Below are 25817 nucleotides of genomic sequence, written 5' to 3' on the forward strand. Positions count from 1 at the left end.
GCAACGAGTCTGCGATCGAGAGGAATCGACGTGAGCAACACCAGCACCGGAGACACCGAGCAGAAAGACGTCGCCGACTTCTGGTTCGACCCGCTGTGCCCGTGGTGCTGGATCACCTCGCGGTGGATTCTCGAGGTCGAGCAGGTGCGCGATATCGAGGTCCGCTTCCACGTCATGAGCCTGGCCGTGCTGAACGAAGGTCGCGACCTGCCGCCGGAATACCAGGAGCTGATGGCCAGCGGCTGGGGCCCGGTGCGGGTGGCCATCGCCGCGGCGCGCGAGCACGGCGACAAAGTTCTCGCCCCGCTCTACACGGCCATGGGCACCAGGATCCACGACCGCAGGGCCGAATACGAGCGCGACACCACCGCGGAGACTCTGTCCGCCGTCATCGCCGACGCACTGGCCGAGGTCGGCCTGCCCGCCGAACTGGCCGAGGCCGCCACGAGCACCGACTACGACGCGGAGCTGCGCGAAAGCCATCACGCGGGCATGGACAAGGTCGGCAAGGACGTCGGCACCCCGACCATCCACGTCAACGGCGTGGCGTTCTTCGGCCCCGTCCTGTCGCGCATCCCGCGTGGCGAGGACGCGGGCAAGGTCTGGGACGGCGTGGTCGCGCTCGCGTCCTACCCCCACTTCTTCGAGCTGAAGCGGACCCGCACGGAAGACCCGGCCTTCGACTGATCAGGCCACCGGCTTCGGCGGCAGACTCGGGACCTCGCCGTACGGGCCGTACTGGTGCTGACCGGGCGGGGGGAACTGCGCGGGTGGGCTCGGGCGCCAGAACAGGCGCCCGTGCCTGCTGCGATCGCGCAGTGCCCACATCCGCCAGGTCAGCACCGGATGCGAAGACAAGGCGTTGACGATCCAGACGAAGAAGCCCTTCTCCTGCGCCGCCCGGTCGGCCATCTCGTCGAAGCCGACCATGGTGTTCATGTACTTGCCCGCGGCCAGGGTGCCCATGGCTGCGGGTGCACCCACGTGCCGGTTGCAATAGCCGTGGTTGTCGGCGGTGTACTCCTGTGAGCGGATGAGTGAGCTGCCGATGATCGGCAGGAACGGCACCAGGAACATGCCGAGCTGGCGCCAGTACGAGGTATGGCCTGCCGCGATATGCCCGACCTCGTGGCCGATGATGAACGCGAGCGCGTCGGGTTCGCGGGCGGCGCCGCCGATTTCGAACAGGTCGCTGTAGACCACCACGAAGCGGCGGAACCCGTGACCGGAGGCGAAGGCGTTGATCTGGCCGTTGCCGAGCACCACGTACGCGTCGGGAACCTTGGCCATGCCGAATCGCGCCGCAGCCTCCTGCACCAGCCGATACCCCTCGGGGAACTGGCTCGGCGACATCTTCACGCCGTTGACCCGCTGGGTCGCGTAGTTCACGCCACGGCCGAACCAGATCAGAATCGGCGCGAACACCAGCGCCAGAATGTATTCGTTCACATTGCCGAACACCAGCAGCAGCGCGGCGAACATGTAGGCCAGCCCGGTCAACGCCACCACCACGATGAGCAGCGGGATCTCCCACAGGTGCCGTGCGGGCATACCGAACGGGGCCAGCCCGCGCGGCTGACGCGCCGGCGGAATAGCGGGCGGCACCGGCGCCGATCCGTACGCCGGATAGCCGGGGGAGGGGTGGCCCGGATAGGGCATTCCCGGATACGGACCCGACGGATACACCGTGGGCGGAGTGGGTTGCGGTGGCTGCGGCACATCAGTCGACTCCGGCCCGGACGACGAACCCTGCGGCGCGTGCTTGCGCAACCACTCAGGCTGCCCCCCGGACTGATCGGCCTGCGGACGCTCCGGCGGCTGAGGATCGATCGGTTGCATGGTCGCCAACTCTATTCAGTCCGGGCCCGCCGAGCCGGGTCGCCGACGGTGTCGAAGCCCGCTGTGGCCACCGACACACTGAGCGTCGAGACGCCGCGTCGGGCCTTGCACAGGCGGAGCAAGTGGCCTGTGCAAGGCCCCGGCACCACCCTCGATGGAGGCGCCTCGCGCCGCGGATAGGATTTCCCCCATGCGCGTATACCTTGGTGCCGACCATGCCGGTTTCGAACTGAAGAATCACGTCAAGGCCCATCTCGAGCAGGCGGGTCACGAGGTCGTCGACTGTGGCGCTCTCGAATACGACGCGCTCGACGACTACCCCGCCTTCTGCATCGAGGCGGCGCGGCGCACCGTCGCCGATCCGGGCAGCCTCGGGCTGGTTTTCGGTGGCAGCGGCAACGGCGAGCAGATCGCCGCCAACAAGGTTCCCGGCGCGCGCTGTGCACTGGCCTGGAGCGTCGAGACCGCCAAGCTCGCCCGTGAGCACAACAATGCCCAGCTCATCGGCATCGGCGGCCGGATGCACTCCACCGAGGAGGCGCTGGCCATCGTCGACGCGTTCGTCAGCACCCCGTGGTCGGACGAGGCGCGCCACCAGCGTCGCATCGACATCCTCGCCGAGTACGAGAAGACCGGCGTCGCGCCCGCGCTGCCCAGCCAGTAGACGGGCCGTATTCGACAGTGCCGGAGGGTCATACGCTGCACCGCTTGGCGAAGCTGCATCAGCAGCGGCTGGCAGGCGGTGTGGTGCGGGTGTCGAGCCCGCAAGGCAAGTTCGCCGGCGGTGCGGCGCGAGTGGACCGGCAGGTCCTCGTCCGCTCGGAGGCGTGGGGCAAACATCTGTTGCACCACTATGAATCCGGTCTGGCCGTGCACGTGCACCTCGGGTTGTACGGAACCTTCACCGAATCGGCGATCCCGATGGGGGAGCCGGTCGGTCAGGTCCGCATGCGGTTGGCCGGAGCCGGGTTCGGCACCGATCTGCGCGGGCCGACCGCGTGTGAGGTGCTGACCGCGCCCGAGATCGGCGCACTGATCGACCGGCTCGGCCCCGACCCGCTGCGGCGCGGCGCCGATCCGGAGCGGGCGTGGCAGCGGATTCACCGTTCCCGCAGGCCGATCGGATCGCTGCTGATGGATCAGCAGGTCATCGCAGGCGTCGGCAACGTGTACCGCGCCGAGGTCCTCTACCGGCACGGCATCGCGCCGCACCGTCCCGGCACCGCATTGGCCCCCGGCGAATGGGAGGCGCTGTGGGCCGACCTGGTGCAGCTGATGCGGGTCGGAGTGCGCCGCGGCAAGATGCACGTCGTGCGTGCCGAACACGATCACGGCGAACCGTCCTATGCGCCGGATCGCCCGCGCACCTATGTCTATCGCCGTGCGGGCGCACCGTGCCGGACCTGCGGTACGCCGGTTGCTCATTCGGTGCTGGAGGGGCGAAATCTCTTCTGGTGCCCCACATGTCAACCGAGTTGAGCGCCGCGTAGCCTACTCGCGGCGCTCATGGCGGCCCGGCCAATTCGATCCGCGTGTCGCATGATTCGCGGGTGTCGTGTCGGCTCTTCACCCGGCGACGGCCGCCCCGATCTCGGCCTCATCGGTGTCGGCTAGTGCGAATCGGCGCCCGCCCGCGGTCTTCGCCGAGTACATCGCCCGGTCCGCCCGGCGCAGCAGATCCGTGAAATCGCAGGGACTGCCCGGCGGTGAGTACGCGGTTCCGACGCTGGCCGATACCGGCACCGGACCCGCCGACGACCACACCGGATCCCGCAGTGCGGCCACGATGCGATGCGCGAGATCGCCGAGATTATTGCGGGGAGGGTTGGTGGCAAGCACGAACTCGTCGCCGCCATAACGGCAGATGACGGTATCGGGCGGGCAGACCTCACGCAGCCGGCCGGCCAGATCCACCAGCACCTCGTCACCGACGGCATGACCGTAGCCGTCGTTGATCTGCTTGAACCGGTCCAGATCGATCAGCAGCAGCCCGACCCCGCGATTCGGGTCGGCGGCCATCAACCGGACCCGATCCTGCAGCAGCGTGCGGTTGGCCAGATCGGTCAGCGCATCATGGGTGGCCTCATGGCGTAGTCGATGCTGCAGGGCCGCGATCTCCTGCACTCGCACCGATACCGCAGCCGAGATGTGTTGTTCCTGCTGGGCGAGTGCGCGTTCCTGTAGCGCCTGGGCGTAGCTGTCGATAGCCTGGCTGGCCACGAACGGCCACCGGGTCGCGGCGAGCGATCCGGGCGGGCCCGCGCGGAAACCGAGCAGGGTGCGGGTGGCCTGCGCCAGCATGCGAATTCGTTCCAGTGGCGCTTCGGCCAGTCGCGCGCCGAGCATTCGGGCTTCCAGCACGGGAAACGGTTCCGATCCGGCCAGTTCGAGCAAGCGCTCGATGATCTCGATCAGAACAGGTTCCAGCTGTTGTGGGGCCGCCTCGACACCGGACTGGGCGCATACCGTGCGCGCCCATGCCCGTGCGGTCTCGGCGACCGGTGGTCGGTCCTCAGCCGGCATGGTGCTCACCGGACACAGGTGACGACTCCGCGCGGGCTCCCCGTTCCGAGCCCGACACCGGCGTCACCACGGTCGTTCTCACTGCTACGCGGATGGTCCACCTCGTCGGGTGCACGCTCACCGCCCCCTTTCCAGATACCCCCGTCCGGCAAAAAGGATCCTAGCAAGCCGATCGGCCTCGAAAAACGCCGTTCTGCAACGAGTTCTCGGTGCCGAACAGAGGGCGATCGCGTATGTGATCGCTGCGCAGCCGCGAGTGTTACACATCAATTCTGGTTAGCTCGAAGATCGCCGGAGCGCCTGCCGGTTGCCTGCCTCGTACCTGGCGAGGGGCTGATTGGCGTTATCGGACGCGAGTTCGGTACAGTCGCTGATGCACACGACATCGTGGCGATCCCATCGATGTCGTATGCCTGCGGGTGTAGTTCAATGGTAGAACCTCAGCCTTCCAAGCTGATGGTGCGGGTTCGATTCCCGTCACCCGCTCAGAACACAGAATGCTCGCCCCTGGCGAGGCCACGGGGTGTAGCGCAGCTTGGTAGCGCATCCGCTTTGGGAGCGGAGGGTCGCAGGTTCAAATCCTGTCACCCCGACATCGGAGAAGCCCCTGACCCATGCAACGGCCAGGGGCTTTGTGCTGTCGCGGCTAGATGCCGTCGGTCGCCATCGGGGCAGCGGGAAGTTCCGAATGCCGGGCGAAGGCCTGATCGATGAGCTCGGAAGCGGCCCTGGTGGCGATCAGCCGGGCAATGGCCAGATCGGTCTCCAGCTTGGTGCGGTCCTTGGGCGTGCGGGCGGACTGCTCGTAGCTCTGGCCGGCCAGCAGGTAGAACACCTCGGAGGCGTACCGGTCGGCGATACGGTCGCAGTCGGCGCGCAGCCGCTCGACGAATTGGAAGGTCGTGTCCACCGGGAGGCCGGCATCGCTGAGCCTTGTCGCGAGGTCGCAGCAGCGCGGGTTGGTGACCCGGTAGGCGTCGAGCGGGTCGTCACTCGCGGCGAGGGCCTGCTTCACGTAGTCCGGTAGCTCGGGCGGCGCCTCGCGCTCCTGCGGCTCGGCCGCGGGTTGCTGAGTGTCCGACAAGTCGCCGGGCGGCTGATCGGCGACACCGAGCACATCGGCGAGGCCGTCGCCACGATCCCAGGCATCGAGCAGCTCCCGGATGCCGTTGAGCTTCATGCCGCGGCCGAGCAGGCGACTGATCGTCTGCAGCCGATTCAAATGGTCGGACCCGTAGTATCCGATCCGCCCCCGCACGTCGGGTGACGGCAAGAGCCCCCGTTCGTGGTACACGCGCACGCTGCGCACGGTGGTATCGGCTACCCGCGCCAGTTCGTCGATCGTGTACTCCGCCTCTGCTGCCATGCCTACTAGGAAACCACAATCGTCCCCGTAGAAAAACGGTACGTGATGAAATGGGCCGTTACATGTCGGTACGGATCGTAAAGATTTGATCAACGTCCCGTTACTTGGCGGCGGATTCGCTTGCTGTTAGACCAACGGTCGGTTAACGTTCGATAGACCGGTTTTCGAGCCGGTTTCCGGAGACTGTCGAGCAGCTCCGACGAATCCCCCAGCGCGCTCGCGCGACCACGGACACGCGTCGTTATCAGTGTGTCCTCGGCTTCCCGGAGATTGCCATGACAACTGCTCGGACAGATCTGCTCGACCGCGACGATCTCGCGGCCTCGCGGATCGCCACCATTCCTGCCAGGTCCACCGCACGGCCACCGTGCGCGGACACACCGGACAACTGGGATCTGGACGCGGGCACGCCCGACACATGGCGGACCGCGGTCCAGACGTGTACCGGCTGCCCGGTGCTCGCTCAATGCAAGCAGTTGGCGGAAATGCTCATCGCCCGTGGCGATTACCCGCGATCGATGATCTGGGCCGGAACCGCGTACGACGCGTCCGGTCATGTGGTAGACGACTTGGATAAACATCGTGTCGCGGCGCTCGACAACAAGCGTCCGATGCGGATCATCCGTAATGGCCCACGTCCGAGCCGGATCGAACCCGGTGCCGGCGCACCGCGCCGCCACCTCGTGCTAGGCCGTCCACTCCGGCCGACCGGGACGGGTGGGCACTGATCGTCCGGCAGTGGTTGTCATGCCGAACATGATGTAGGAGAACGTAGTTCATGACCTATGTGGCGTTGGAAATCGGCACGTCCAGGTTCGCGGCCACCCGCGTGGACCCGGACGAGGGACTGGTGGAGATCCATGAGATCCCGGTGCCGGATCGGGCCGCATGGGATCGGTGCGCTGAACTACTCGCCGAAGTGGCGGCCGGTGCCGACGTCGTTGGCGTTGGCATCGCCTCCACCGGGCCGATCGATATGGCAGCGGGTGTCGTTGCACCGAGTGATGTTTCGGACTGGCAGTCGGGATTCGGCATCGTCGACGCGGTGGAGGGGCTGTTCCCGGACGCATTGGTCCAGCTCGCTCTCGATGGCGTATGTCTGGGTCTGGCCGAGCGGTTTCTCGGGAGCACCACCGATGTACCCGACGCATTGTCCATCTCGGTCTCGGCGCGGATCATCGGTGCGGTGCAAGTCGGCGGGCTGACGGTAGCCGGCCGGACCGGTAACGGCGGCAATATCGGCCATGTCCTGGTCCCCGGCTTCGACGACATCTGCGACTGTGGCGGCCGGGGTTGTCTGGAAGCTGTCGCGGGCGGGAAGTCGGCCGTGCGCTGGGCGCGCGCGAACGGATGGAACGGTGACGGAGTCGCTGATCTGATCGCGGGCGCCAAGGATGGCCACGAGGTCGCGGTCGCCGCGATCAGTCGAGCTGGAACCGCCCTCGGTCGGGCGATTTCCTCGGTGGCCGCGCTGTTGGACATCGATCTGGTAGTCCTGAGCGGCAACCTTGCCGCGCCCGGCTCAGCGCTGTGGAAACCTATGAATGCGGCTGTTGCCACTCATGCGCGGCTCAGTTTTCTGCCCGGATTGCGTGTGTTGTCATCAGACCTCGGTGACGACGCCATTATTTCCGGTGCCGGCGTGCTCTCCCTGTCCGGTCAGGGCTGACCGCATACCGCAATCCTCCCGTCACGTGACACGGAATTCACAAGGCGTGGTTCACTGTTGACTACGCCGTACCCGGTCGACGATCGGGTATCGCGACGCACACTTCGACCGCCCCGCCTTCCGGGTCCGGCGAAGTGAATCACTCGTTTGGCAACGTTCACGCCCAGTTGTGCGGCACACTGAGTGAACTGACTTGCAAAAGTCATTGAACGGCCCGCTGTATAACGGTACATTGTGCAGTGTGACAACGGTGCCCTCGGGAGTCCATCCGAGGCGCGCGCGTGGTACTTGGCGAGTCGGATGAGGGAAGTAGCGCAGTGATCCCGTGGGTGACGGTCGAAACGTTGGCGCCGGACGTTCAGACGGTGGCATCGGTGGGGGATGAAGCGCGGGGGTTCGCGGGGTGGAGACGCGTTTTGCAGCGCATGCTGGCGAAAACGCCCGCGCTCTATGACAGTTTGTCGACTCGGGGCATCGGTGAGGCGATCGACGCGGCGCAGAAGATGGCCGAAGACGTCGATCTGACGATTCCGACCGCTTCCGGACTACACAGACTGCTGATCAAGCCGGTATTCGGTCCGTCGCGCCAGGTGCATGCCCTGCGTATCTGGCTCGGTCCAGGTTCGGAGCAGGTTCCGGCGGTGCGCCCGGCGGTCGGCGTGGCTTGGGATCTGGACGCGCAGATGATCCTCCAGCCCAATGGCATATCCGGGCTGCCGGGCATGGTCGCCGAAGAATACGTCCCGCGGGTGTCGATCGCCGAGGTGTTCCACCGCTTTACCGGATTCGACCAGCACGCCGAGGTGCTCTCGTTGCTCTACGCGCCGCAAGCTGGTGACAAGCTCCAGTTCGACGCGGCAGTCCGCTGCGACTCCGGCGCCCCGGCGAAACTGCTCATCACCATCCGCGCGCGGATGGACGCGCAGGCGCGTGGTGCATGGTTGCTGATCGAGGACATCACCTCCGATACCACGACAGTCAGCTCACCCACCCTCGAGCATGTGGGGCTGCGCGAAGCGCATCGAAGGGCCGGCACTCATCTGGCGGTCATCCAGATCTCGCACGCCAGCATCGCGCATTGGCTCACTGATCCGGCGCCATGGATCCGATGGGATTATCTGTTCAGGCCGGTCGACGTCTTCCATCCCGATGATCGCGCCCGGTTGCCGCTGGTCGCTGATCGGCTCCTCTCGGGGGACTCGGCCGGGCTGACCGTGCGCACGCTCGACTACGGCGGTGACTACCAATCGACTTCGCTTCTGCTGCATCCCTATCCTGGTACCCGCCACCGCGATCTCGCCATCGGCCAGCTCGTGCGTGCCACCGGCGAGAGGCCGATGCTCGACGATTCCCGGTATGGACTGCCCGTGCATCGCGTGCGGACCCCCATCGGTTACGACCATCAGCTGCGACACTGGCTGGCGGGTCGGCAGAATCACAGTGCCGCGTTCTGACCGCGCTCCCCAGTCCTGGGAATGATGCTGGAGTCGGAATCGGCAATGCTCTCTACCATTTCGAATGTGCGCACACTGGCCGGTAACTCGGTGGATTCCGGCGAAGCATTGCTTCGCCGGATGGCCGCGCGACGCCGCCGTGACAACGCAATGATCGCCGTGCTGGCCGTCTTGGCCGTGCTGGGTGGCGGGCACGCGATCTTCAGCTTTCTCTTCGACAAGCCCGCGCCTGATAACCGTGGGCAGGAGGCGGTCTCGATCGTGGGCCGGGCACAGCTGGCCGGCACCTTCGCGCAAGAGTTCGTGGTGACCTACCTCAGTGCAGGTGACGGTCAGAAGGAACGGCTGGCCGAATTCGTCGGGGACCCTTCGCGCCTGCAACTACCCAAGACCGGGCGTCAAGTGACAGACCCAGCCGTGGTGTTCGTTCGACGCACCGACGTCCAAGGAGGCCTCGACGTCTGGACTGTCACCGTGTCGGTGCGGCTCGGCGGCACCGCGAATGCCGCTGGCGCCAGGCAGTTCTACCGGGTGGCGGTATCGCTGACCGACGGTAAGCTCCGGGCATTGGGGCTACCCGGCGCGGTGACCCCGCCCGGGCGCGGGCTCGATCTGGCCACCACCTACAACACGACCTGCCCGGCCGACGCGCCGGTGCATCCGGTAGCCTCCGGTTTCCTCGCGGCCTATCTGACCGGTTCGGGCGATATCACGCGATACATCGCTCAGGCCTCGGGCATCACGGCGCTGACACCGCCGCCGTTTACGAAAGTGGGCATCGCCTCGGTCACCGCTGACGAGACGAATTGCGGAAAGAGTGGTTCGCAGATTCGGGTACTGGCCTCAGTGACCCCTACTGCCGCGGGTGGAGAGGTGGCCGTGCTGGAGTATCCGCTGACCATGATCAACAATGGCGGCCAATGGCAGGTCCAGACCATGGACCAGGTCCCGGCGCTCGCCCAACCCCTCGCCGTGATCGCCGAAGGTTCCAAGGACCAGGCGGCCGGCCCCACAACGTCAGTGCCGTCGAGCGCGGCAGCCATCCCGCCAGCGACGCACAAGTGATCGGCGAAATGAGTCCATTATGGGTAGCAACCTCACCGGCGTCCTGCTGGTAATCCTGCAATTCGTCCGCGCCGCCGGACTGATCCTGATCGCCATCATCGGCATCGGAACCCTCATCAGCGAGGGCGCGAAATCCAAACTGTCCCCGGCCAAGGTGCTGACCGTGGCCGGCTCGGCGATCCTTGCCGGGGTACTGATCTGGCTGCTGCCGACCTTGATCAACCACGCTCGCTGGGAAGTGAACACGGTGGTCCCGGATTCTCCGGTGGGCGCGTACTGATGGCTCAGGTCATCAAAGTATTCACGCCGATCAAGCGTGTTCCGGTGGTGGTGGGGAAGGCACAGAACGGACAGAAGCTGCCGTTTGGGCCGTACACGTTGCCGCAGGTCGGGGCAGGCGTTGTTGTCATGGTGATTACGGGAACGTTCGCGTTGAGTCTGCCGGTCAACCCGGCGGTCACTTTCCTGGCCGGTACGGCTGTCGCGATCCTGGCAGTGTTCCTGTTCGGGTTGGTGCCCTATACGGGGGTCCGGCTCACCTCGCGGGCGCTGTGGTTCACCCGGTTGGTATTCGTCCGGAAGCCTGTGTCCGCGTCAGGGATGCCGGTGACCGAGGAATCCTCGCGAAACACGGTGTTCGTATCGGAGTCGGTGGTGGTGTTCTTCCCTGATCGCCCGGCGCGCGAGACGCGGCCGCAACCGGCGCTGCCTGCTGGTGGCTGGTTGCGAGAACTGGTCGATGGCAACCGGAAGACTCTCCCGGGTAACGGTTCCGCCGCAGAGGCGATCTGATGGGTCTGGGTTATGACCTACAACCCACCGCCGCGATCCGTGGGAACCTGCAATTCACCACGTTGGGTTTGGTCACTGCGACATACTTCATCAGCCCGCTCGGCTATGGGCTACGAAAGTCCAGCGACAAGTTCGATGTGAAGCTCGCTCATCACGCGCTCATCAACAATTTGCCCGATGGCTCGCTTCTGCTGGGCATCCAGGCGCAGCTGAATACCCGCGACGTGTTGAGCAAGATGGTCGAGGGAGTGGACCTCGACGAATGTGAGGACTACGCGGTCGAATCCGTTGCCGCGTACGAACGGATACGGGCGATCCGCCCGCGGACCCGGATCCATATGCTCTCGATACCCGTGGGCACCGTCGGTACGCCAATGTCGGCGTTGACGCGCATGTGGAGCAGCGGCGCGTCGGTCGATCCGTCCTCGATTTCTCGTGCGGATATGGATTCCTACGACTCCACGGCAGCCGACATCCTGTCGCGTATCGGCGATGATTTCGATCCGGTGCCGGTCCCGGGCGCGCTGTTCCAGTGGCTATGGGAGCACTACCTCGCCCGGGGGGCATTGAGCGAGCCGGTCGCACCCACCAGGATCGGCGCACTGGAGGATGCGACCGCAGCAGTGTTCCGCTCTGCCGCACTCGACGAGGGCGCCCAGGCCGACAGCGGTCGTCGGGTACGGCCTTCGTTCAGCCCGGTGATCAAGGTCGTTCAACCAGATGAAGCCGCCTGGCCCTCCTACCAAACAATCCTCACCCCGCTCTCGTTCCCGTACGGCGGTATGTCGTTTCCTGGTGGTAGTGAGTTCCTCAACCTCCTCGAGGGACTCGACGACGTCACGGTGGACTGGGGAATCCGGGTATCGACCAGGCCCGCAGACCAGGTGCTCAAGAGCAATGAGCTGAATCTGCGCCGATTGGGCGAGCAGATGGATCAGCGGGACCAGGAAGTTTCGTTCGCGCAGAACACACTGATGGCGAAGGCTCAGCTGCTCAGTGAGTACAACAATCACTTCGAGGTGAACGGCGGCGAATCGGAGGTTTCGTTCACCACGGTCATCGCGGTCGGAAGCGGTTCGCGCGATACGACGCTCAACGCCGTCAATCTGATCAAACGCCGCTATAAGCGGTTCCAGGTAGATCTGACCGCCCCGGTGGGCGCACAGGTCGACCTGTGGTCGATGATGATCCCCGGCAGTCCGGCGCGACGCGCCTACGACGATTTCGCGCATATCGTCCCCTCGGATATGTGGGCGGGTTTCGTGCCGTTCACCACCAATCAGATCGGCGATGACAGCGGTCCGGTGATCGGTGTCAACCTGCTGTCGGGGAACTTCGAGCCGATTCACTTCGGGATCATGGAAGCGGCGCTGCACGACCTGTCGGCGTCATTCGCGGTCACCGGCGAATTGGGTTCGGGCAAGTCATACTTCCTCAAGCTCATGGCGGTCCTGGTCCATGACATGGGCGGTCAGTTTCTGGCGCTGGATCGCAGTCAGGTGGGGGAGTGGGAGCATTTCGCCTCGACCATCGACGATGCGGTGATCGTCGATCTGACCAATCCGACGGTGTCGCTGGATCCCCTGCGCCTGTTCGATTCGTCAGTGGCGGGAGAGCGGGCGCTGGATTCGATCTTGCCGCTGCTTGATCTCTCGCCGACCAGCGGAGCGGGCGCGGCCGTCAGCAGCCTGCTCACGCCGAAAGGCATTATCGAGCACGGGATCCACAGTCTCCTCGACCTGTTCAAGGTCGCGCGGCGCCTTCGCGACGATCCGGGCATCGGCGATGAGTACGCCGACCTGGCCGCACGGCTGGGCACGATCGTCGATCGTGTGCCCGTCCTTTTCGACCCCGATCTGCCCCCGCTGCGGCTCGACGCCGCGGCGACGGTGGTGCGCAGTCACAAGCTCGCCCTCCCGACCGCCGAGGAACTCACCACACCCCACCTGTACAACCGTCTGCCGCTGACCAAGCGGCTGGGTACCGCACTGTACGAGCTAGTCGGTGTCGCGGCGCGTGAAGCGTTCCTCTCCGACAACGGTCGCTTCGGATTGCTGGTCGGCGACGAAGCCCACCACTTCACGCAGACTCAGGTCGGTGCGGCGGTGACCTCGGACTTCAGCCGCGACGGACGTAAACACCTCGCTGCGATCGGGCTGGCTTCCCATGATCCGGCGACCGACTTCCAAGGTGCGGCACACAACCTCATCCCGAATCGCTTCGTCTTCCGTCAACGCGATGAGACCTTGGCTCGCAACAGCTTGGAGTGGGTCGGCGTCGATCTGGCGGAAACGCCATTCATGCTGCAGGTGTTACGCGAAGAGACGTCACCTCCGGTAGGGCAGGGACGGCAAGTGCCCGAAGAACGGCGCGGTGAGATGTTCATGCGGGACGCGCTGAACCGGATCGGGCGTGGAAAGGTCCTCGGGCCCGCGCGCCCCGACCGGGCGGCCGCCATTACCAGTACCCCGACCGCATCAGGGCCCAAGCAGATGTTCGCACTGGAACGACAGGCCACTCCATGACCGGATGGGACCTCGCGCTCTGTGACACGGACCGCTGGCGTCCCCGTAGCGTCGCCGTGCGCTGCAGGAAGTGGGTAGGTGCCACCAGGCGCAGGCGATGGACGGTGTGGCTGCTCGGTGCGATGGTGGTGCTCTTCGTCTTTCCGGGGTCGGTCGGCGCAATCGCCACGGCAGGAACGGGCAACCTGGCCGCTAGTTCCTCGACCAACACCGCGTTGAGCGCCTTGGATGTCCGAGACTCCTCGGGTGTGCAGCTCGCCGACTACATGTTCGTCATCCACGTCGGAAACAGTCTGTTCAATCCTGCGAAGGCCGCGCTGGCACTGGTGATCGGCTTGATCTTCGCCGGCTGGATCGTCATCGAAGGCGCCGTGTTATGGCTGGTGGGCTGGGTGCTGAGCTTCGTCTGGCTCGATCTGATCGGCAGTGTGATGACCGGAGTCGCGCACAGTTTCACGAGTCAGATCGCGACATCGATCATGCTGGTCACGGCTGTAACGATCGGCGGCGTGATCGTGGCCGTGTTCATAGCCCGCGGACTGCACGCCAAAGCCACCGCGCAGATCGTGACGATGGTCGGGGTCGCGATGATCGGCCCGATTTTCCTGGCGGATCCGCTCGCCGACATCCTTTCCTCACACGGCGTACTTGTGCAGGGCAGGAACCTCGGGCTATCGGTAGCAGCCGGGCTACAGGGCAATACCGCGATCAATCCAGACCAGCTTGTTGCGACCATGCAAGCGGACATGGTCGATAACTTCGCCCGGAAACCATTGCAGGTGTGGAATTTCGGCCACGTTGTCGATATGTATCCAGGCTGCAAAGAAGCATGGTCGGCGGGTATACAATCGGGCAGCGGCGATACCGTGCGCGACAATCTCCAGAACTGCGGCGACGGCGCCGCCTATGCGATGTCGTCAGAGCCGACTGTCGGCCAAGTCGGCGCGGGGCTGCTCATCCTGCTGTCGGCACTGATCATGATGTACTTTGCGGCGAACATGGCCGTCCGGATCATCTGGGCTGGGCTCGACGCCATCTACCACGGCTTCATGATGATTTTCGGGCTGGCCGCAGGTGGGTTCATTTACGGTCCGACACAAACCTTCATGGCGCGCAATGCCGCCGATGGTGTGATCGCCGGTGCTCGGATGGCAATCAACACTGTCTTCCTCAGCGTGTACCTGTTGATTCTCGGAAAGATCTTCGAGCAGGCCGGGGGCCAGGTAATCACGGTCCTGGTAACCGGCGCCGTCATTCAGATCGTCGGTGTCGTTCAGTTGCGCCGGTTGAACGACAGCCTGACCCGGGGCAACGAGTGGATCGCTGATCGCTTCTCGGGCGTGATGCAGGGCGGACAGAGTGGCTCCGGTGGGGGCGGCGGCTCCGGCGGTTCGGGAATGGGGCTGGCAGGGGTCACCAACTCCATGGGTACTGGTGCCGCGGTCCTCGCCGGAATGGGCGCATTGTCAACTCTCAACAACTCGCCGGCGACAGCGTGGCTCATGGGAGCGGTCAACCCACTGAACCCTGCCTCACGCAGGGCGGAACGAATGCGAAGGACCCAGATCGCAGGCTGGACTCACCCGCACATGGCGGAATCGTATCCTGCCAGCTTCCTCAATCGGGTTCAGTTCGCTGACGCGGCGACCGAGGGTCTTGCGCGGCATGAAGCAGACCGTAGCCGCGGTTGGAACACCACGGCGAATACTCGAACACCGGACCACATCCACATTCCGAGTGGGATCGACACAGCGCGTGGCGCCGCGCTCGCGGTTTCATGGGCATCGGGCGCAGGTGCTGCCGGGGAGGGAGATCTGCTTGCGGCGCTCACCATGTCCGGGTTCACCGATGCGCGGATAATGGACGACGCGATCCGCACCCATGTGTACGCAGAGAGGCACACGGCGGATGAACCAGCCAAAGCGAAGCCGATGGCGCGAGTGTTGGCCTTGTCCCGCGCCTTTGAGAGCAATCCGACCGAACACAATCTGTACGCACTGGAAATGGCAGCTGTGCAGCTTCGTACCGAGCGAAGCGGTGGTGTTGCCCTGACGGATGCTCAACGGGACCGTGCACGTGACTATATGGACAACCCTACGCTGCACGGTGTCCAGCGTCTGCAGCGACAGGCCGACGGGCTGAATCCCGTCGACGGAACGGTCAATCTCGCCAGCACTCGGGGCGACCAAGTCAGCGCGGAGCGAACGCTGTCTTGGATCGAAAATGGTTATGCGATGAATATTCTCAATGCGGTCGATCGAATCAACGAAGCTTCGCTCGACGATATTCAAGCCGGCCAAAACATTCGTGCGACACATCCCAGTGTCCGCGAGCTCCGCCGACAGGTAACCGACGCTCGACGCCTCGAGCGCCAGACGCATGGTGACGGAGCTACCGGTGCGGATATGGCACCGCCGCGCCCCATTCCCTGACCGAGGATTGTCGATATGTTCTTCGAGCCTGCGGGACACCCGAATCGAGCGATGCCATGACAAAAGCACTCGGGGCGGCGGCCGCTGTCGTGGCCGTAATTGTGGGGTCGCTGTTCGTCGTGGTCGCGGCGTTCACGGGAGTCAGTACGTCATCGGGCGAGCAGTTCTTCAACTGCCAATGCGACAGTGCGATTGGTCCCGACCCGTCGGTCACCACCACATCGACTCCCGGGTCCACCCCGTGCGACTCCGAAGGGGAATGGGACCCTTCCGGAGTACCGACGACGAATCCGTACGCGAAACTGACGATTGCGCCCGAAGATACCGAGATCTCCGACTATCGCCGCGAATGCCTCGCGGCGATGACGGGGACTGCGTCGCCTCCTCTGCAAACACCGGCCGCGCGGAAAAGCAATGCGGGTTTCGCTGTCGAGTGCGCTCGTGAGCTGGCCGTCGCACGGGTCGGCCAGCCGTCGGGCGGCTCGAACTCGGCTCAGGCGGAGATGACTCGCGAGGTCGTCTACGAGGCGTCGGTGGCTTTGTCGACCGGCCGCTGCGTCCTTCCTGCCGGAGGTGACGTGTCCGGCGGGGACGGTGTGGTGGCCCCGACAGTGCAGTCCGGATACACGCTGCCGACGGGCTCCTGCGCCCAAACCACCGACCAGACGGTTGTCGACCTGCCCAATACCATCGCCGGACAGGGGCTGTGCGGCCAGCGAGTTCGTCTTGACGCGGTATCGCCGGGTGACCTGATCTTCTGGGACTACACCGATCACGCGCCGACTCGGGTCGGTATCGCGGTGGACTGGACGTGCGCGACCGTCGACCCGGACACCGGAAAGTGCACCGCGGTGCGCCCGCCGCGCGTTGTCGCTGCCGACCCGGCCACCGGTCAATTCGCGGTGCTGGAGCTTCCGTCCGACGGAGATGCCAGGGCAAAACGTGTTCTTGCGGGTGTAGAGAACTGACAGGCGGGTTCTGGGCTCAGTAGCCCATGTACGCCCCGCCCTCGCGCATGCTCGCGATCCCCGGCACATTGCTGACCGACCCGTACCGGTCGATGGAGTAGCGCACACCGGCGATGATGTTATCGACGGGGTTCCAGATATCTTTGTGGCCCGGTAGCGAATACGCGTTGAAGGTCGGGTCGATGGTCTGCATCAGCCCTTTCGACGGTATCCCGGCGGCGGCATTGCTGTCCCACAGGTTGATGGCATTCGGGTTGCCGCTGGATTCGTGCTGGATGATCGCCGCGATGGCAGACCGGTCGATCTGGCTGGTGTCGTAGCCTTCCGCGGCGAGCACCCGCATGGCCTCGTCGATCCACTGGCTCTGTTGGCCGGGGGGCAGCGCGCGGGGCGGGCCCGCCCCTGCACCGCCGCGCCTGGGCCGCGTTCGGCGTCGGCGCCGGGGGGCGGGCGGCTGTGGTCGCGACTCGTGTAGGTATCGGCCCGCGAGAGCGGCTACTCGATCGGCGGAGATGGCGGCGCTGGTCTGGCCCTGGCCGAGAATGCTGCCGGCTCGTTGCAGCGCGGAGCCGAGTGTGGCGATCACCAATTGCTGTCCCTGGGGAGTATCGGCCACTGGACCGAGCGCAGTGAGAGCCGTGTTGACCTCGGCGATGATGGTGCCGATCGCCGCGCGGCCGTGTGCCGTCGAGCCGGCAGCGTCGCTCAGGATCCGTTCGAGCTCTACATTCACACTGCCGAGTGCTTCGGCCCGGCGGGACGTATTGCCTTGGTTGAGACCATATTGCGCGCCCATATCACCGCCCATATGCAAAGGGCCGGTGGGCGCGCCGGTGCTGACGATCGGTGGTGCATACGCTTGGCCGGTGTCGGCGAACGGGGCGCCATCACCGTAGCGACCGGAGATCGCGGCGAGGGCGGCCATCGCCGGTGCGGCCATACCGGCCAGGCTCGCGGGCAAGCCGGCACCGATATCGGCGCCGCCCATCGGTGTGAAGGCGCCAGGCCGGGGATCACCTACCGGGGGGGCGAAACCCGGTGCGGAAGTAGGTGATGTCGGGGTAGACGTGCCGCCGGACGGTGCTCCGGTTTTGACGGCGGCCGCACCGGTGCCCGGCGGCGCGGACCCAGAGGCGACGGTGGGGACCCGTGGAGGCGCCGCCCCCTTGTTGCCGGAGCGGGGGCGCTTTTCTCTCCGTCCCGGTGTCGGCTCGGCGGGGCCGGTATCGACGGTGGGCACTGCCACGGTCAGTAACCTACGTACCCTGTGTTGGGATTGCCGTCGCGTACTGCCTTGACACCGGGAACATTGTCCAGCGAACCATAGCGGGAGATCGCATAGCGTGCCGCGGCGATGATGTTGTGGACGGGATTCCAGATGTCATCGTAGCCGGGCAGCTTGTGCTGCTGGAACGTCGGGTCGATGGTCTGCATCAACCCCTTCGACGGAGTTCCCTTCCTGGCATTGCTATCCCAGCCGTTGAACGCCCTTGGATTGTTGGTCGACTCGTGTCTCGCGATGATCGCGAGTGCGTCGGCGTTGCTTGCACCCGACAGGCCGAGAATCCCCATGGCTTCCTGGATCCACTGCCCGACGGAACCACCCTGGCCGACGCCGGAGGGGTTGTATCCGGTCGCCCCAGATCCTGAGCTGTAGCCATTGGACGGCGGCTGCTGTCCGTTGATATTCCAAAGGTATTGGCTGGTGAGCCGCTGGACATGGGCCGCCATGTCTTTCGTCGCGGACTGGCTGGTGGAGACTATCGTGTGAGCCTTCTGTAAAGCGGCAGTGAGGATCTGGTGCACTTTCGCCTGGCCCTCCCGGGTGTACGCGTGCGGCCCCAGCTCCGCGAGCGCGACATTGACCTCGCGAATGAGCTGCGTGAGCTTCTTCCGGTCGACCTTGTTCTTTCCCGCCAGGCCCGACACATACTGGGCGAGCTGATTGTCGAGGCTGTTGAACGCGGTCGCCGCGGTGCGCTGGAACAGCTGTTGCGCGCGGCTGCCGGTGACCGCGCCGCCGCTACCGGGAGTGAGGCCGAGCATCTTTCGCAGCTCGATGATCTCTGGATCGGTCGGATTGCCGTCGCCGTATGCGGCGGCGAGCATTCTCAGAGCTTTGACCGCGCGTTGTGCCGCAGGCGACAGTCCGGCGCTGACGTCGTCGGCGGCCGCATCAGCCGCACTCTCAGCTGTGCGAGCAGCGTCGGAACCGCCTGGCGTCGCGCGGGAACCCGCCGAACTCCCATCTGCCCGGGGCGTTGTGCCCTGAGTCGGCGCCGTCGTGGCCGACTCAGGCGCGGTATTGCTGTTGGCGCCGCCCAGGCCCGATAGTGCCGATGCGAGCAGCGGCAGCATATTCGTGCCCGCGGACTGGGCTGTCTCCGCCAGTTTCGCGATGGCGTCCGGATCCACCGCCGACGCGGGTTCGGAATGCGCGGCTGTCGTTCCCGGCGGGCCAGGTCTTGACGCCTGCTGGGCATCGACGGTCGGGGAGCCTGTCGTCGCAGGCCTCGCGACAGCCGCCGCAACGGCCGGGGCACTCGTTCCAGTGGGCGTAGAAGCAAGCGACGATGAACTGTCCCGTGGTGCGGAGATTGCCGCAGTACGGCTGGACATTGCCGCATCGGCGGGCCCAGAATTGGTCGGAGTCCCGCTCGGTCCGGTCGATGCCGGTTGGGCCGCGGCGCCCGACCGCATTCGGCGCGATTGGGGAGACCATGGGCTGGGTGATTCGCTGCCGTCGGGTGTCTGTTCGTCGTCCGCGGTCAGCGCCTCTGTGGATGGCCAGACCTCCGCGCTTGTCACGATTCACCGCCTGTGGGAATTCGATCGGGTCGAAACAAATCCCGATGGTGGGGCAATGATGTCGAAGGGGGACGGAGGTCCATCCGGCAGTCCTCCCAGGTCCGTCGGCCGCGCGGCAACCCCGACCAGCGGTCATCGCGCGCGCGTCGGTTGTGTGCTCTCCACACCATCCTCACCCGTCCACTCCCGGCCGGGGTTCCCAGGATTGGGGATCTTTGACAATGGGTGAGTCGGAAGGGTGTCTGTCACATGGTCGGTCGCCGGAGTGCTGGCTCTGGACGGGTGGTCGAAGCCGCCGTCCAGCCGGGTCGCTGCCCGTCGACGGTGCGTGTTGCGTTGACAGAACAGATGTCGACCAGGGCGGAAGGGTTCTGATGGGCTGGAGATCATGGGTTGCCGGGGCGGTCACTATCGCCGCGCCAATCGTCGGCAACGTGATGTTGCCGGGTGTCGGCGGATTTCTCGGCGCCGCCGTAGGTGGTATGGCTGCGGACTATATCGAGCGCGACGGATTCAGTGCCCAGGGGATGCTCATGGGCGGGTTGAATGGGCTCGCCGGTGGCTCCACGGGCAAGGGTATTTCCATGATCGGGAAATGGGCGACGAAGCGAGCCGACGCTGGGATCAAGGCAGCGAACGCCGCCAACAAAGCGGCCCGATCCGGGGCGCCCGCCGCAGGTCGACGGGCATATCAAGCCGAGTACAACAAACAAATTCGGGCGGGGACGAACACCGTCGACGCCGAACGGCGGGCCCGAGCGGCCGGGGCGGCTGCAAAGCGCGACCACCTGAAAAACAACACCGTCAAGGTGCCGGATGCGACAGGGAAATGGCCTCGCCTGTTTCACAACGGATCGAGGGGCAAGGTCGGCGCGAATGGAAAGCGGGGAAAGCCTCAGAGAACAGGGGCTGCGTCCAATGCTCTCCAAGGCGGCGGCTCGTTGGCTTACTGGCTCGGAAACAAACCGGGCTCAGGGGGCGGCGGCGGCAGCGGCGGCAATACTGGCGGTAACGGCGCTTCCGGTACTGGTGGTACCGGGGAGTGGGTCGGTGCCCATGTTCAGTCGGCCGGAAAGTCGGGCACCCCATTCGTTCGGCACGAGAACACTGGTACGGGAATTGTGGACAAACCGGCAGAAACGTGGGGCGTCCTGTGGCAGCCTGCCAAGTTGTCCAGTGGGATGAAGGACCTATGGGGTGGAAAGACGGCCGCGGCCTGAAGGCCATCGGGTAGTTAGGGCATTGATGTAGTGACGCAACCTTCGTTTGTGGAATACCTCGATATCACATATCGCCTGTTCGGCGAGGGCGAGCCGACCGACATGGAGCTGCCGAAGCTGCCGAAACTGGACGGCGCGGTCAGTGGCGAGTCGAGGATGAACGGGTACATAGACGCGGCGAAAGCGCTTCGGACCGCCGCGTCCGCATACGAGGACGTCCAAGACAAGGTTGCCGAAAAAGTCGCCAAGACAAAGGAAATGTCGAAGACCGGCCGGGAGAACATCGGTACGTTACTCGACGAGATCAATACCTATGCTAATTCGGACTTCAACGACATGTCCTTTCTCAGTGTCGTCGAGTCCGCGTTCATGGCGGTCGACGGTGTCCGGGAGATCGCAACCAAGGAGGCCGGTGGAATCGGCAATGATCTGCGGACGGATGTCAGGAACGACATCAAGCGGTACAACGACGAAGCAGAAAAGGCCAGAAAAGCTCAAGAGCAGCGGATCAACGACGCGTTGGCGGGGATCAAATCTCCGGTAACCCCCGGCCCAGGTCCCCAGAGCCCAGGTCCCCAGAGCCCAGGTCCCCAGAGCCCGGGGACTCAGAACCCCCCGCCCTGGCTCAACGACAAAGGCCCGAAGCAGCCGGGCACCACGCCCGACCCCACGCGTCCGGGCACGATCAACCCGCCGGGAACTATCACTCCACCGACCACGAAACCCCCTACGTCCGGGGTGAAGCCGCCGGTGTCCGATATCAAGCCGCCGACCACGACTCCGCCGATCAGCACGCCGCCGCGGGTGAATTCGCCGATCTCGTCGCCGGGCCTTGGCGGTATGCCGGGCATGGGTATGGGTGGGATGCCGGGTATGGGTATGGGTATGCCAGGGATGGGAATGCCGGGTATGGGCATGCCGGGGATGTACAACGACCAGATGGCTCGGCGCAACGAGTTGGATCGGGATCTGGCGCGGCGACGCGACGAAATGGACTCCAACCGAGACAAACCGCGCGATGTCGTGCCGCCACGGTCGGCCGTGCAGCAGGCGGCCGCGCAGCCGAATGGGGCGAACCCAGTCGCGAATGCGCAACACGTGAACGCGAATCCGAATGTGACCGCGGCGCCAGGCGCGGGTACGCCGCCGCCGGGCGGACAGGTGCCGGGACCGGTGCCGAACGCGGACGGAAAGGTGCCTTTCGATTTCCCCGGTCGCCCCACGCTGATGGTGTCGCAGGCGGCGCATGCCGGAATGACTGCGGCGGTCGCCAACAAGAAGGGCACCGACGCCAAGGCCGCCTACGCGCAGACAGCGGCGAAGTGGAACGACGACAAGAAGATCGGTCTGCGCACCGATCCGAGTACGTTGGTCGCAGGCGATGTCATCAGTTGGAAGGACACCACCGCCATCGTCGTCGTCTGGCCCAAGGGCGAGGTCGGTGCGGATGCCGCTCCTGTGTCCACTGGTGATGCCGCCGCAGGTGCTCCAGAAGGACCCCTGGAAATTATCGCCAACGGCGAACTTCTGCAGGTGACCGGCGACATGATGAAGGAAGAAGGCCCATACGGCGCGTTCAACGGCTTCTTCCATCCGAACGGGATCGACGCGGTGCCGCCCGCCGATGCCGGTGCCGCCGGCGGGGCGCCGATGACCGCCGACCAGCAGCCGACCGTGGTGGCGTAGTGGGTGAGAGGAGATATCGATGGCTTTGAATGTCGATCTCGGCGCGCTCGTGGCCGCCGCCTCCGCGCTGTCGACGGCTGCGGGTGAGACCGCTCGCGCACTGCCCCCCGGCTGGGTGACTCCCGCGGGGGCAGACCCCATTTCCGCTGGGGTGGTTCCGCGGCTCAACACGCAGGCCGCAACCCTGGTGAACGGGACGATCGATGTGCTCAATGCGGTGGCGCGTGAGGCGCACAAGATCGGCAAGTCTGCCGCGAACTACAGCCTCGCCGATGACGAAGGCGCGCGTGCCATCAATGGGTCGGGTGCTGATCTCGTCGCCGATCCAGTGGGGGAGCCGCAAGTACTGCCGCACCGGGTGCCACCGCTTCTCACCGCACCGCCATCGGGTGCGGTCGACTCCTTGACCTTCGCGAAGCAGCTACGCGCGGGTCCAGGGCCTGGTCCTGCGAATGAATTCGCCAATTCCTTAAGAGATTTCACCCGCGATGTGTTCCCCATCGCGAACCAGGTGGTGACGGACGCGTCGTCGGCGATGAGTCAGTGGACGCCTGTCGGGTCGAAAGCGGCCAAGAATCTCACCCGGTACCAGGGCTGGCTGGATCATCTCGCGACCGGTATGCGGGCGCTCGCCGATTCTGTCGACTCCTACAGCGAGGCGTTCCGTATCGCGAAGTCGACCCACCCCTCGCCCGAGGAGATCACTGCCGCCCGCAAGGAGTTGCTCGCGGCGATGCGCTCGAAGAACGAGGCAAGGGCCGCGCTGGCGCTGGCGAAATTCGAAGAGCAGAACATCCGGTCGGCCGAAACGATCGGGGGCTATACGGCCGCAACGAACTCCGAGGTGCCCGGCGAGGCGGCAGGTGGTGAAGCCGCGCAAGGCCAGGGTGGCCAACAGGGTGGGCAAGGTTCGGGTGGCGAGGGCTCCGGCGGTGAGATGGATCCCAGCATGATGGCGAACATGATGTCCGCGCTGACGAATGCGATGTCCTCCATGGGCGGGCTGCCCCTGGACCAGTCGTCGCAGGAATATCTCGACGACTATGCCCTCGGTGACGAGTTGTACGACGACTACTCCGGATTCGGTTCACCGGGCGGCTTCGGGGGCGTCGGGGGAGGTGGTGGCGGGTTCGGAGGCGCGGCAGGCGGTGGCTACGCCGATTCGTCGATGGTCGCGCCGCCGATGCCGCTGTCTGCCGCGGCGGCGCCGATGGGTTCAGCGCAGTCGCTGCCGCGCGCGCCGGTGATCGAAGCGGTGCCGGCGTCGTCGTCATCATCGGGCACCGCCACCGGCCGCGGCGCCGGAATGCCGATGATGCCGATGATGCCGATGGCGCCAGGTGCGGGCGGGGCCGGAGGTGCCGGAGGCGATGACCGTAACCGCGTCGTCGCCTGGCATCCCGACCGCCTGATGTATGTCGACGACACCCCGCACACCGAGATGGTGATCGGCGAGCGGCCGACGGTCGCGCCGAGCGTCACACCGCCGACACCGAATTCAGGTGCGGGTAATCAGCATTCGTCCCAGTCCGGAGGTTCCGCATGAGCGAGCGAAGAGAGCGAACATTCACTACAGCTGAGCGATCGCTCGTGATGCTGCCGATCGCCGACGAGGTGGCCTCATGAGTGATATCCACCCCGATGTGCAGGCCGCCCTGGATATGGCACGTGACCTGCGCCATCGCATTGCCGATATGCGGGAGAAGATCGATTCGATCCGGGCGCGGCGGCCGTCGCCGAGCGGCGCGGTCATTCCCGAAGTCGACGCGATGGGGCGGTTGACCGGGCTCTACCTGGCGCCAGGGACAGTCGACCGGTTCGACAGTGCCGAGCTCGTGCACGAGATCATGTCTGCCATCGGCGACAGCACCGCCGATGCCGGCCGGCAATACCGTCTGGTCATGGACGGCCCGCTGGAATCCGACGAAGAAGAAGCGGTGGCCGCCGTGCCAGGGTCGGCGTCGTGACACAAACCGATGCGGTCAGCGCGGGCGAAGCGGTGCGCTGGCTGCACGAGGAAGGCCTCAGCCGGCTGGCAGGCACCGCCGGGCACGCCGCGGGGCCCTTCGGGGCGTTCACCGTCGAGGTGTCCACCGGAACCGTCAACGCGCATCCGGTCGCGAGCACCGGCTCGGGCTCGCAGGTGTTGACCATGTCCGCCGACGAGCTGCCTGCGCCGTCCCAGCCTGCGCACCGGCTGGTGGTTGTCGGGATCACCACGTCCGAAGCCATTCTCGTTGTCGATCTGTCGGCTTACCTGGCAGTCGCGATCAGCGCCGACAACCCGATCGGTGCCGCCCGTTCCTGGGTGATGCAGTTGCTGCTCGATCCGGAGATCACGGTGACCACCAATAGTGCGGATGTCGCCATCGGTGACAGTCCGCGGTGCCGACGTGGGTTCTTCCCCGGCGGCGGCGCGCCGATCATCCATATCGATGACAAGCGTCCGCCCGTCACCACCGTCACTCTCGATGCCGCCGACGAGTCCGCGGACAGGCTCGAGGTGGCTCTCGACGGCACCGGTGAGATGTATCTCGGCGCCCGGTTCTGGTCGCTGAGCCTGGTCATGACGATCGACGAGACCACCTGGTCGGCCCTGACCGCCAGTTTGGAGGCGGAAGCCGCCGCCGCGTCCGACCCGAGTCCCGCACCGCACTCCTCGGTGGTGGCCGCCGGCACCGCCGAACGACCCCCGGAGATCAGCCGATGAGCCACCCGAATCCCACTGAGCTACACGAGGTCGACGACTTCGACGCGGATGACTTCGGTCACGACGAGGTCGCGGCCGCCCCTGACTGGCAGAACATGGTCTACGAAGTGGTCAATCTCGATCACAGCGTCGGGGTCGCCTGCAATCGCGACGGCGAGATCGTCGGACTGCACCTCACCGACGAGGCTCGTGAGAACGGGGATGCTTGGTTGGCTGCGGAAGTGCTGCGGGTTGCGCGCTTGGCGCACCTCAAGTCCCGCGTCGGCCTGCGCGCTGAAATGGAATACAACGGTGCAAGCCCCTACACGGTCGACGCGTTCGATCTGCCCACCGAGGCCTCTTATCGCGCCACGGAAAGCACCGAACTGGGCCGTGCGGTGTAGTTGCCCACCAACCCGAGGACAGGAATCGAGATGCTGGACAGGGACGACACACCCGAAGTCATCAGCCCCGCAGGCGAATACGTTCGCGCCATCGCCACAAGTGCTGGACAGGTAGACGTGGCTGTCCGGGATCTGGCTCTGCCGTGCAAGCCGACGTCGTCGCTGGACTACGCACTCGTCGGCGAACTCGACTGGATCACCAAGACATTCGGCAACGCTGTCAAGACGTGCCTGGCCCGCGCCGACGTGGCGTTCCAGGAGACGCTGGAAGGTGTCAACGCCCAGGATGTCGCCGACATTTTGGGCGCCGCCGAAATACGCAAGCACCAGGCGAGCTGAGCGTCGCGGCCGAATACGGACCGGTGAGGGTGCCCGGC

Annotated in this window: 24 protein-coding genes and 2 tRNA genes; 21 read left to right on the forward strand and 5 right to left on the reverse strand. The window is 65.5% G+C overall.

Annotation, left to right across the window (positions count from 1 at the left end; genetic code table 11):
- Positions 1–30: 30 nt before the first annotated feature.
- Complete coding sequence (locus ACFXNW_RS20270) at positions 31–687, forward strand: DsbA family protein (protein ID WP_379419264.1); 657 nt, start codon at positions 31–33, stop codon at positions 685–687.
- On the opposite strand, the gene ACFXNW_RS20275 is transcribed toward ACFXNW_RS20270, so the two are convergent.
- Positions 688–1659 (reverse strand): M48 family metallopeptidase, encoded by a 972-nt coding sequence (locus ACFXNW_RS20275; RefSeq protein ID WP_379419464.1) that lies wholly within the window; start codon positions 1657–1659, stop codon positions 688–690.
- A gap of 370 nt (positions 1660–2029) precedes the next feature.
- On the opposite strand from ACFXNW_RS20275, the gene ACFXNW_RS20280 reads away from it, so the two are divergent.
- Positions 2030–2503 carry a ribose-5-phosphate isomerase gene (locus ACFXNW_RS20280; RefSeq protein ID WP_379419265.1) on the forward strand — a complete coding sequence of 158 codons (474 nt, stop codon included), beginning with the start codon at positions 2030–2032 and terminating at the stop codon, positions 2501–2503.
- A gap of 17 nt (positions 2504–2520) precedes the next feature.
- On the forward strand, positions 2521–3318 hold the full coding sequence (locus tag ACFXNW_RS20285) for an Fpg/Nei family DNA glycosylase (RefSeq protein ID WP_379419266.1): 798 nt from the start codon (positions 2521–2523) through the stop codon (positions 3316–3318).
- A gap of 87 nt (positions 3319–3405) precedes the next feature.
- Here ACFXNW_RS20285 and ACFXNW_RS20290 read toward each other — a convergent pair whose 3' ends face one another.
- Positions 3406–4362 (reverse strand): diguanylate cyclase domain-containing protein, encoded by a 957-nt coding sequence (locus tag ACFXNW_RS20290; protein ID WP_379419465.1) that lies wholly within the window; start codon positions 4360–4362, stop codon positions 3406–3408.
- A 415-nt stretch (positions 4363–4777) separates the two neighbouring features.
- On the opposite strand from ACFXNW_RS20290, the gene ACFXNW_RS20295 reads away from it, so the two are divergent.
- Both ACFXNW_RS20295 and ACFXNW_RS20300 read left to right on the forward strand, forming a co-directional pair.
- Positions 4778–4848 (forward strand) — tRNA-Gly (locus ACFXNW_RS20295).
- Between the two features lie 33 nt (positions 4849–4881).
- Positions 4882–4955 (forward strand) — tRNA-Pro (locus ACFXNW_RS20300).
- Between the two features lie 53 nt (positions 4956–5008).
- Here the strand turns inward: ACFXNW_RS20300 and ACFXNW_RS20305 are convergent.
- Entirely contained in the window at positions 5009–5728 is a 720-nt protein-coding gene (locus tag ACFXNW_RS20305; RefSeq protein WP_379419267.1) for a MerR family transcriptional regulator, read from the reverse strand.
- Positions 5729–6003: 275 nt separating this feature from the next.
- On the opposite strand from ACFXNW_RS20305, the gene ACFXNW_RS20310 reads away from it, so the two are divergent.
- From ACFXNW_RS20310 to ACFXNW_RS20350, 9 genes are all read left to right on the forward strand, one after another.
- Positions 6004–6456, forward strand: coding sequence for a hypothetical protein (locus ACFXNW_RS20310; RefSeq protein ID WP_379419268.1), 453 nt, complete (start codon positions 6004–6006; stop codon positions 6454–6456).
- 50 nt (positions 6457–6506) lie between these two features.
- Positions 6507–7397, forward strand: a complete 891-nt coding sequence (locus tag ACFXNW_RS20315) for an ROK family protein (RefSeq protein ID WP_379419269.1) — start codon at positions 6507–6509, stop codon at positions 7395–7397.
- Between the two features lie 329 nt (positions 7398–7726).
- Positions 7727–8851, forward strand: a complete 1125-nt coding sequence (locus tag ACFXNW_RS20320) for a GAF domain-containing protein (protein ID WP_379419270.1) — start codon at positions 7727–7729, stop codon at positions 8849–8851.
- A 66-nt stretch (positions 8852–8917) separates the two neighbouring features.
- Complete coding sequence (locus ACFXNW_RS20325; RefSeq protein ID WP_379419271.1) at positions 8918–9916, forward strand: conjugal transfer protein; 999 nt, start codon at positions 8918–8920, stop codon at positions 9914–9916.
- Between the two features lie 19 nt (positions 9917–9935).
- Entirely contained in the window at positions 9936–10196 is a 261-nt protein-coding gene (locus ACFXNW_RS20330; protein ID WP_014349609.1) for a hypothetical protein, read from the forward strand.
- Positions 10196–10708: a hypothetical protein gene (locus ACFXNW_RS20335; RefSeq protein WP_379419272.1), complete on the forward strand. Its 513-nt coding sequence runs from the start codon at positions 10196–10198 to the stop codon at positions 10706–10708. Before ACFXNW_RS20330 ends, ACFXNW_RS20335 begins: the two co-directional genes overlap by 1 nt.
- The gene (locus ACFXNW_RS20340) at positions 10708–13233 is read left to right on the forward strand and encodes an ATP-binding protein (RefSeq protein WP_379419273.1); all 2526 of its coding nucleotides are present in this window, start codon (positions 10708–10710) and stop codon (positions 13231–13233) included. The genes ACFXNW_RS20335 and ACFXNW_RS20340 overlap by 1 nt, the downstream gene beginning before the upstream one ends.
- Before the next feature lie 104 nt (positions 13234–13337).
- On the forward strand, positions 13338–15665 hold the full coding sequence (locus ACFXNW_RS20345) for a hypothetical protein (protein ID WP_379419274.1): 2328 nt from the start codon (positions 13338–13340) through the stop codon (positions 15663–15665).
- Between the two features lie 56 nt (positions 15666–15721).
- Positions 15722–16633, forward strand: coding sequence for a hypothetical protein (locus ACFXNW_RS20350; RefSeq protein WP_379419275.1), 912 nt, complete (start codon positions 15722–15724; stop codon positions 16631–16633).
- 16 nt (positions 16634–16649) lie between these two features.
- Here the strand turns inward: ACFXNW_RS20350 and ACFXNW_RS20355 are convergent, their stop codons facing one another.
- A complete protein-coding gene (locus ACFXNW_RS20355; RefSeq protein ID WP_379419276.1) occupies positions 16650–17879 on the reverse strand; it encodes a transglycosylase SLT domain-containing protein in 1230 nt (409 codons plus the stop codon).
- Between the two features lie 2 nt (positions 17880–17881).
- The gene (locus ACFXNW_RS20360) at positions 17882–19048 is read right to left on the reverse strand and encodes a DUF4226 domain-containing protein (RefSeq protein ID WP_379419277.1); all 1167 of its coding nucleotides are present in this window, start codon (positions 19046–19048) and stop codon (positions 17882–17884) included.
- Positions 19049–19815: 767 nt separating this feature from the next.
- On the opposite strand from ACFXNW_RS20360, the gene ACFXNW_RS20365 reads away from it, so the two are divergent.
- The 7 genes from ACFXNW_RS20365 (at position 19816) to ACFXNW_RS20395 (ending at position 25779) form a co-directional block, all read left to right on the forward strand.
- Positions 19816–20661: a hypothetical protein gene (locus ACFXNW_RS20365; RefSeq protein WP_379419278.1), complete on the forward strand. Its 846-nt coding sequence runs from the start codon at positions 19816–19818 to the stop codon at positions 20659–20661.
- 48 nt (positions 20662–20709) lie between these two features.
- Positions 20710–22347, forward strand: coding sequence for a hypothetical protein (locus ACFXNW_RS20370; protein ID WP_379419279.1), 1638 nt, complete (start codon positions 20710–20712; stop codon positions 22345–22347).
- Between the two features lie 19 nt (positions 22348–22366).
- Positions 22367–23893 carry a PPE domain-containing protein gene (locus tag ACFXNW_RS20375; RefSeq protein ID WP_379419280.1) on the forward strand — a complete coding sequence of 509 codons (1527 nt, stop codon included), beginning with the start codon at positions 22367–22369 and terminating at the stop codon, positions 23891–23893.
- 76 nt (positions 23894–23969) lie between these two features.
- Complete coding sequence (locus tag ACFXNW_RS20380) at positions 23970–24314, forward strand: hypothetical protein (protein WP_379419281.1); 345 nt, start codon at positions 23970–23972, stop codon at positions 24312–24314.
- Complete coding sequence (locus ACFXNW_RS20385; protein WP_379419282.1) at positions 24311–25057, forward strand: hypothetical protein; 747 nt, start codon at positions 24311–24313, stop codon at positions 25055–25057. Before ACFXNW_RS20380 ends, ACFXNW_RS20385 begins: the two co-directional genes overlap by 4 nt.
- On the forward strand, positions 25054–25440 hold the full coding sequence (locus tag ACFXNW_RS20390) for a hypothetical protein (RefSeq protein ID WP_379419283.1): 387 nt from the start codon (positions 25054–25056) through the stop codon (positions 25438–25440). The genes ACFXNW_RS20385 and ACFXNW_RS20390 overlap by 4 nt, the downstream gene beginning before the upstream one ends.
- Before the next feature lie 30 nt (positions 25441–25470).
- Complete coding sequence (locus ACFXNW_RS20395) at positions 25471–25779, forward strand: hypothetical protein (RefSeq protein WP_379419284.1); 309 nt, start codon at positions 25471–25473, stop codon at positions 25777–25779.
- Positions 25780–25817: the final 38 nt, after the last annotated feature.

The organism is Nocardia sp. NPDC059180, assembly GCF_042754945.1.
GTDB lineage: Bacteria > Actinomycetota > Actinomycetes > Mycobacteriales > Mycobacteriaceae > Nocardia.

Excerpts from the sequence above, each read along its gene's own strand:
- ACFXNW_RS20390 (WP_379419283.1), top strand. The coding sequence starts at position 25,054 with ATGAGCCACCCGAATCCCACTGAGCTACACGAGGTCGACGACTTCGAC.
- ACFXNW_RS20380 (WP_379419281.1), top strand. The coding sequence starts at position 23,970 with ATGAGTGATATCCACCCCGATGTGCAGGCCGCCCTGGATATGGCACGT.
- ACFXNW_RS20330 (WP_014349609.1), top strand. The coding sequence starts at position 9,936 with ATGGGTAGCAACCTCACCGGCGTCCTGCTGGTAATCCTGCAATTCGTC.
- ACFXNW_RS20375 (WP_379419280.1), top strand. The coding sequence starts at position 22,367 with ATGGCTTTGAATGTCGATCTCGGCGCGCTCGTGGCCGCCGCCTCCGCG.
- ACFXNW_RS20280 (WP_379419265.1), top strand. The coding sequence starts at position 2,030 with ATGCGCGTATACCTTGGTGCCGACCATGCCGGTTTCGAACTGAAGAAT.
- ACFXNW_RS20290 (WP_379419465.1), bottom strand. The coding sequence starts at position 4,362 with ATGCCGGCTGAGGACCGACCACCGGTCGCCGAGACCGCACGGGCATGG.
- ACFXNW_RS20340 (WP_379419273.1), top strand. The coding sequence starts at position 10,708 with ATGGGTCTGGGTTATGACCTACAACCCACCGCCGCGATCCGTGGGAAC.
- ACFXNW_RS20335 (WP_379419272.1), top strand. The coding sequence starts at position 10,196 with ATGGCTCAGGTCATCAAAGTATTCACGCCGATCAAGCGTGTTCCGGTG.
- ACFXNW_RS20305 (WP_379419267.1), bottom strand. The coding sequence starts at position 5,728 with ATGGCAGCAGAGGCGGAGTACACGATCGACGAACTGGCGCGGGTAGCC.
- ACFXNW_RS20395 (WP_379419284.1), top strand. The coding sequence starts at position 25,471 with ATGCTGGACAGGGACGACACACCCGAAGTCATCAGCCCCGCAGGCGAA.
- ACFXNW_RS20310 (WP_379419268.1), top strand. The coding sequence starts at position 6,004 with ATGACAACTGCTCGGACAGATCTGCTCGACCGCGACGATCTCGCGGCC.
- ACFXNW_RS20350 (WP_379419275.1), top strand. The coding sequence starts at position 15,722 with ATGACAAAAGCACTCGGGGCGGCGGCCGCTGTCGTGGCCGTAATTGTG.
- ACFXNW_RS20315 (WP_379419269.1), top strand. The coding sequence starts at position 6,507 with ATGACCTATGTGGCGTTGGAAATCGGCACGTCCAGGTTCGCGGCCACC.
- ACFXNW_RS20365 (WP_379419278.1), top strand. The coding sequence starts at position 19,816 with ATGGGCTGGAGATCATGGGTTGCCGGGGCGGTCACTATCGCCGCGCCA.
- ACFXNW_RS20275 (WP_379419464.1), bottom strand. The coding sequence starts at position 1,659 with ATGCCCTATCCGGGCCACCCCTCCCCCGGCTATCCGGCGTACGGATCG.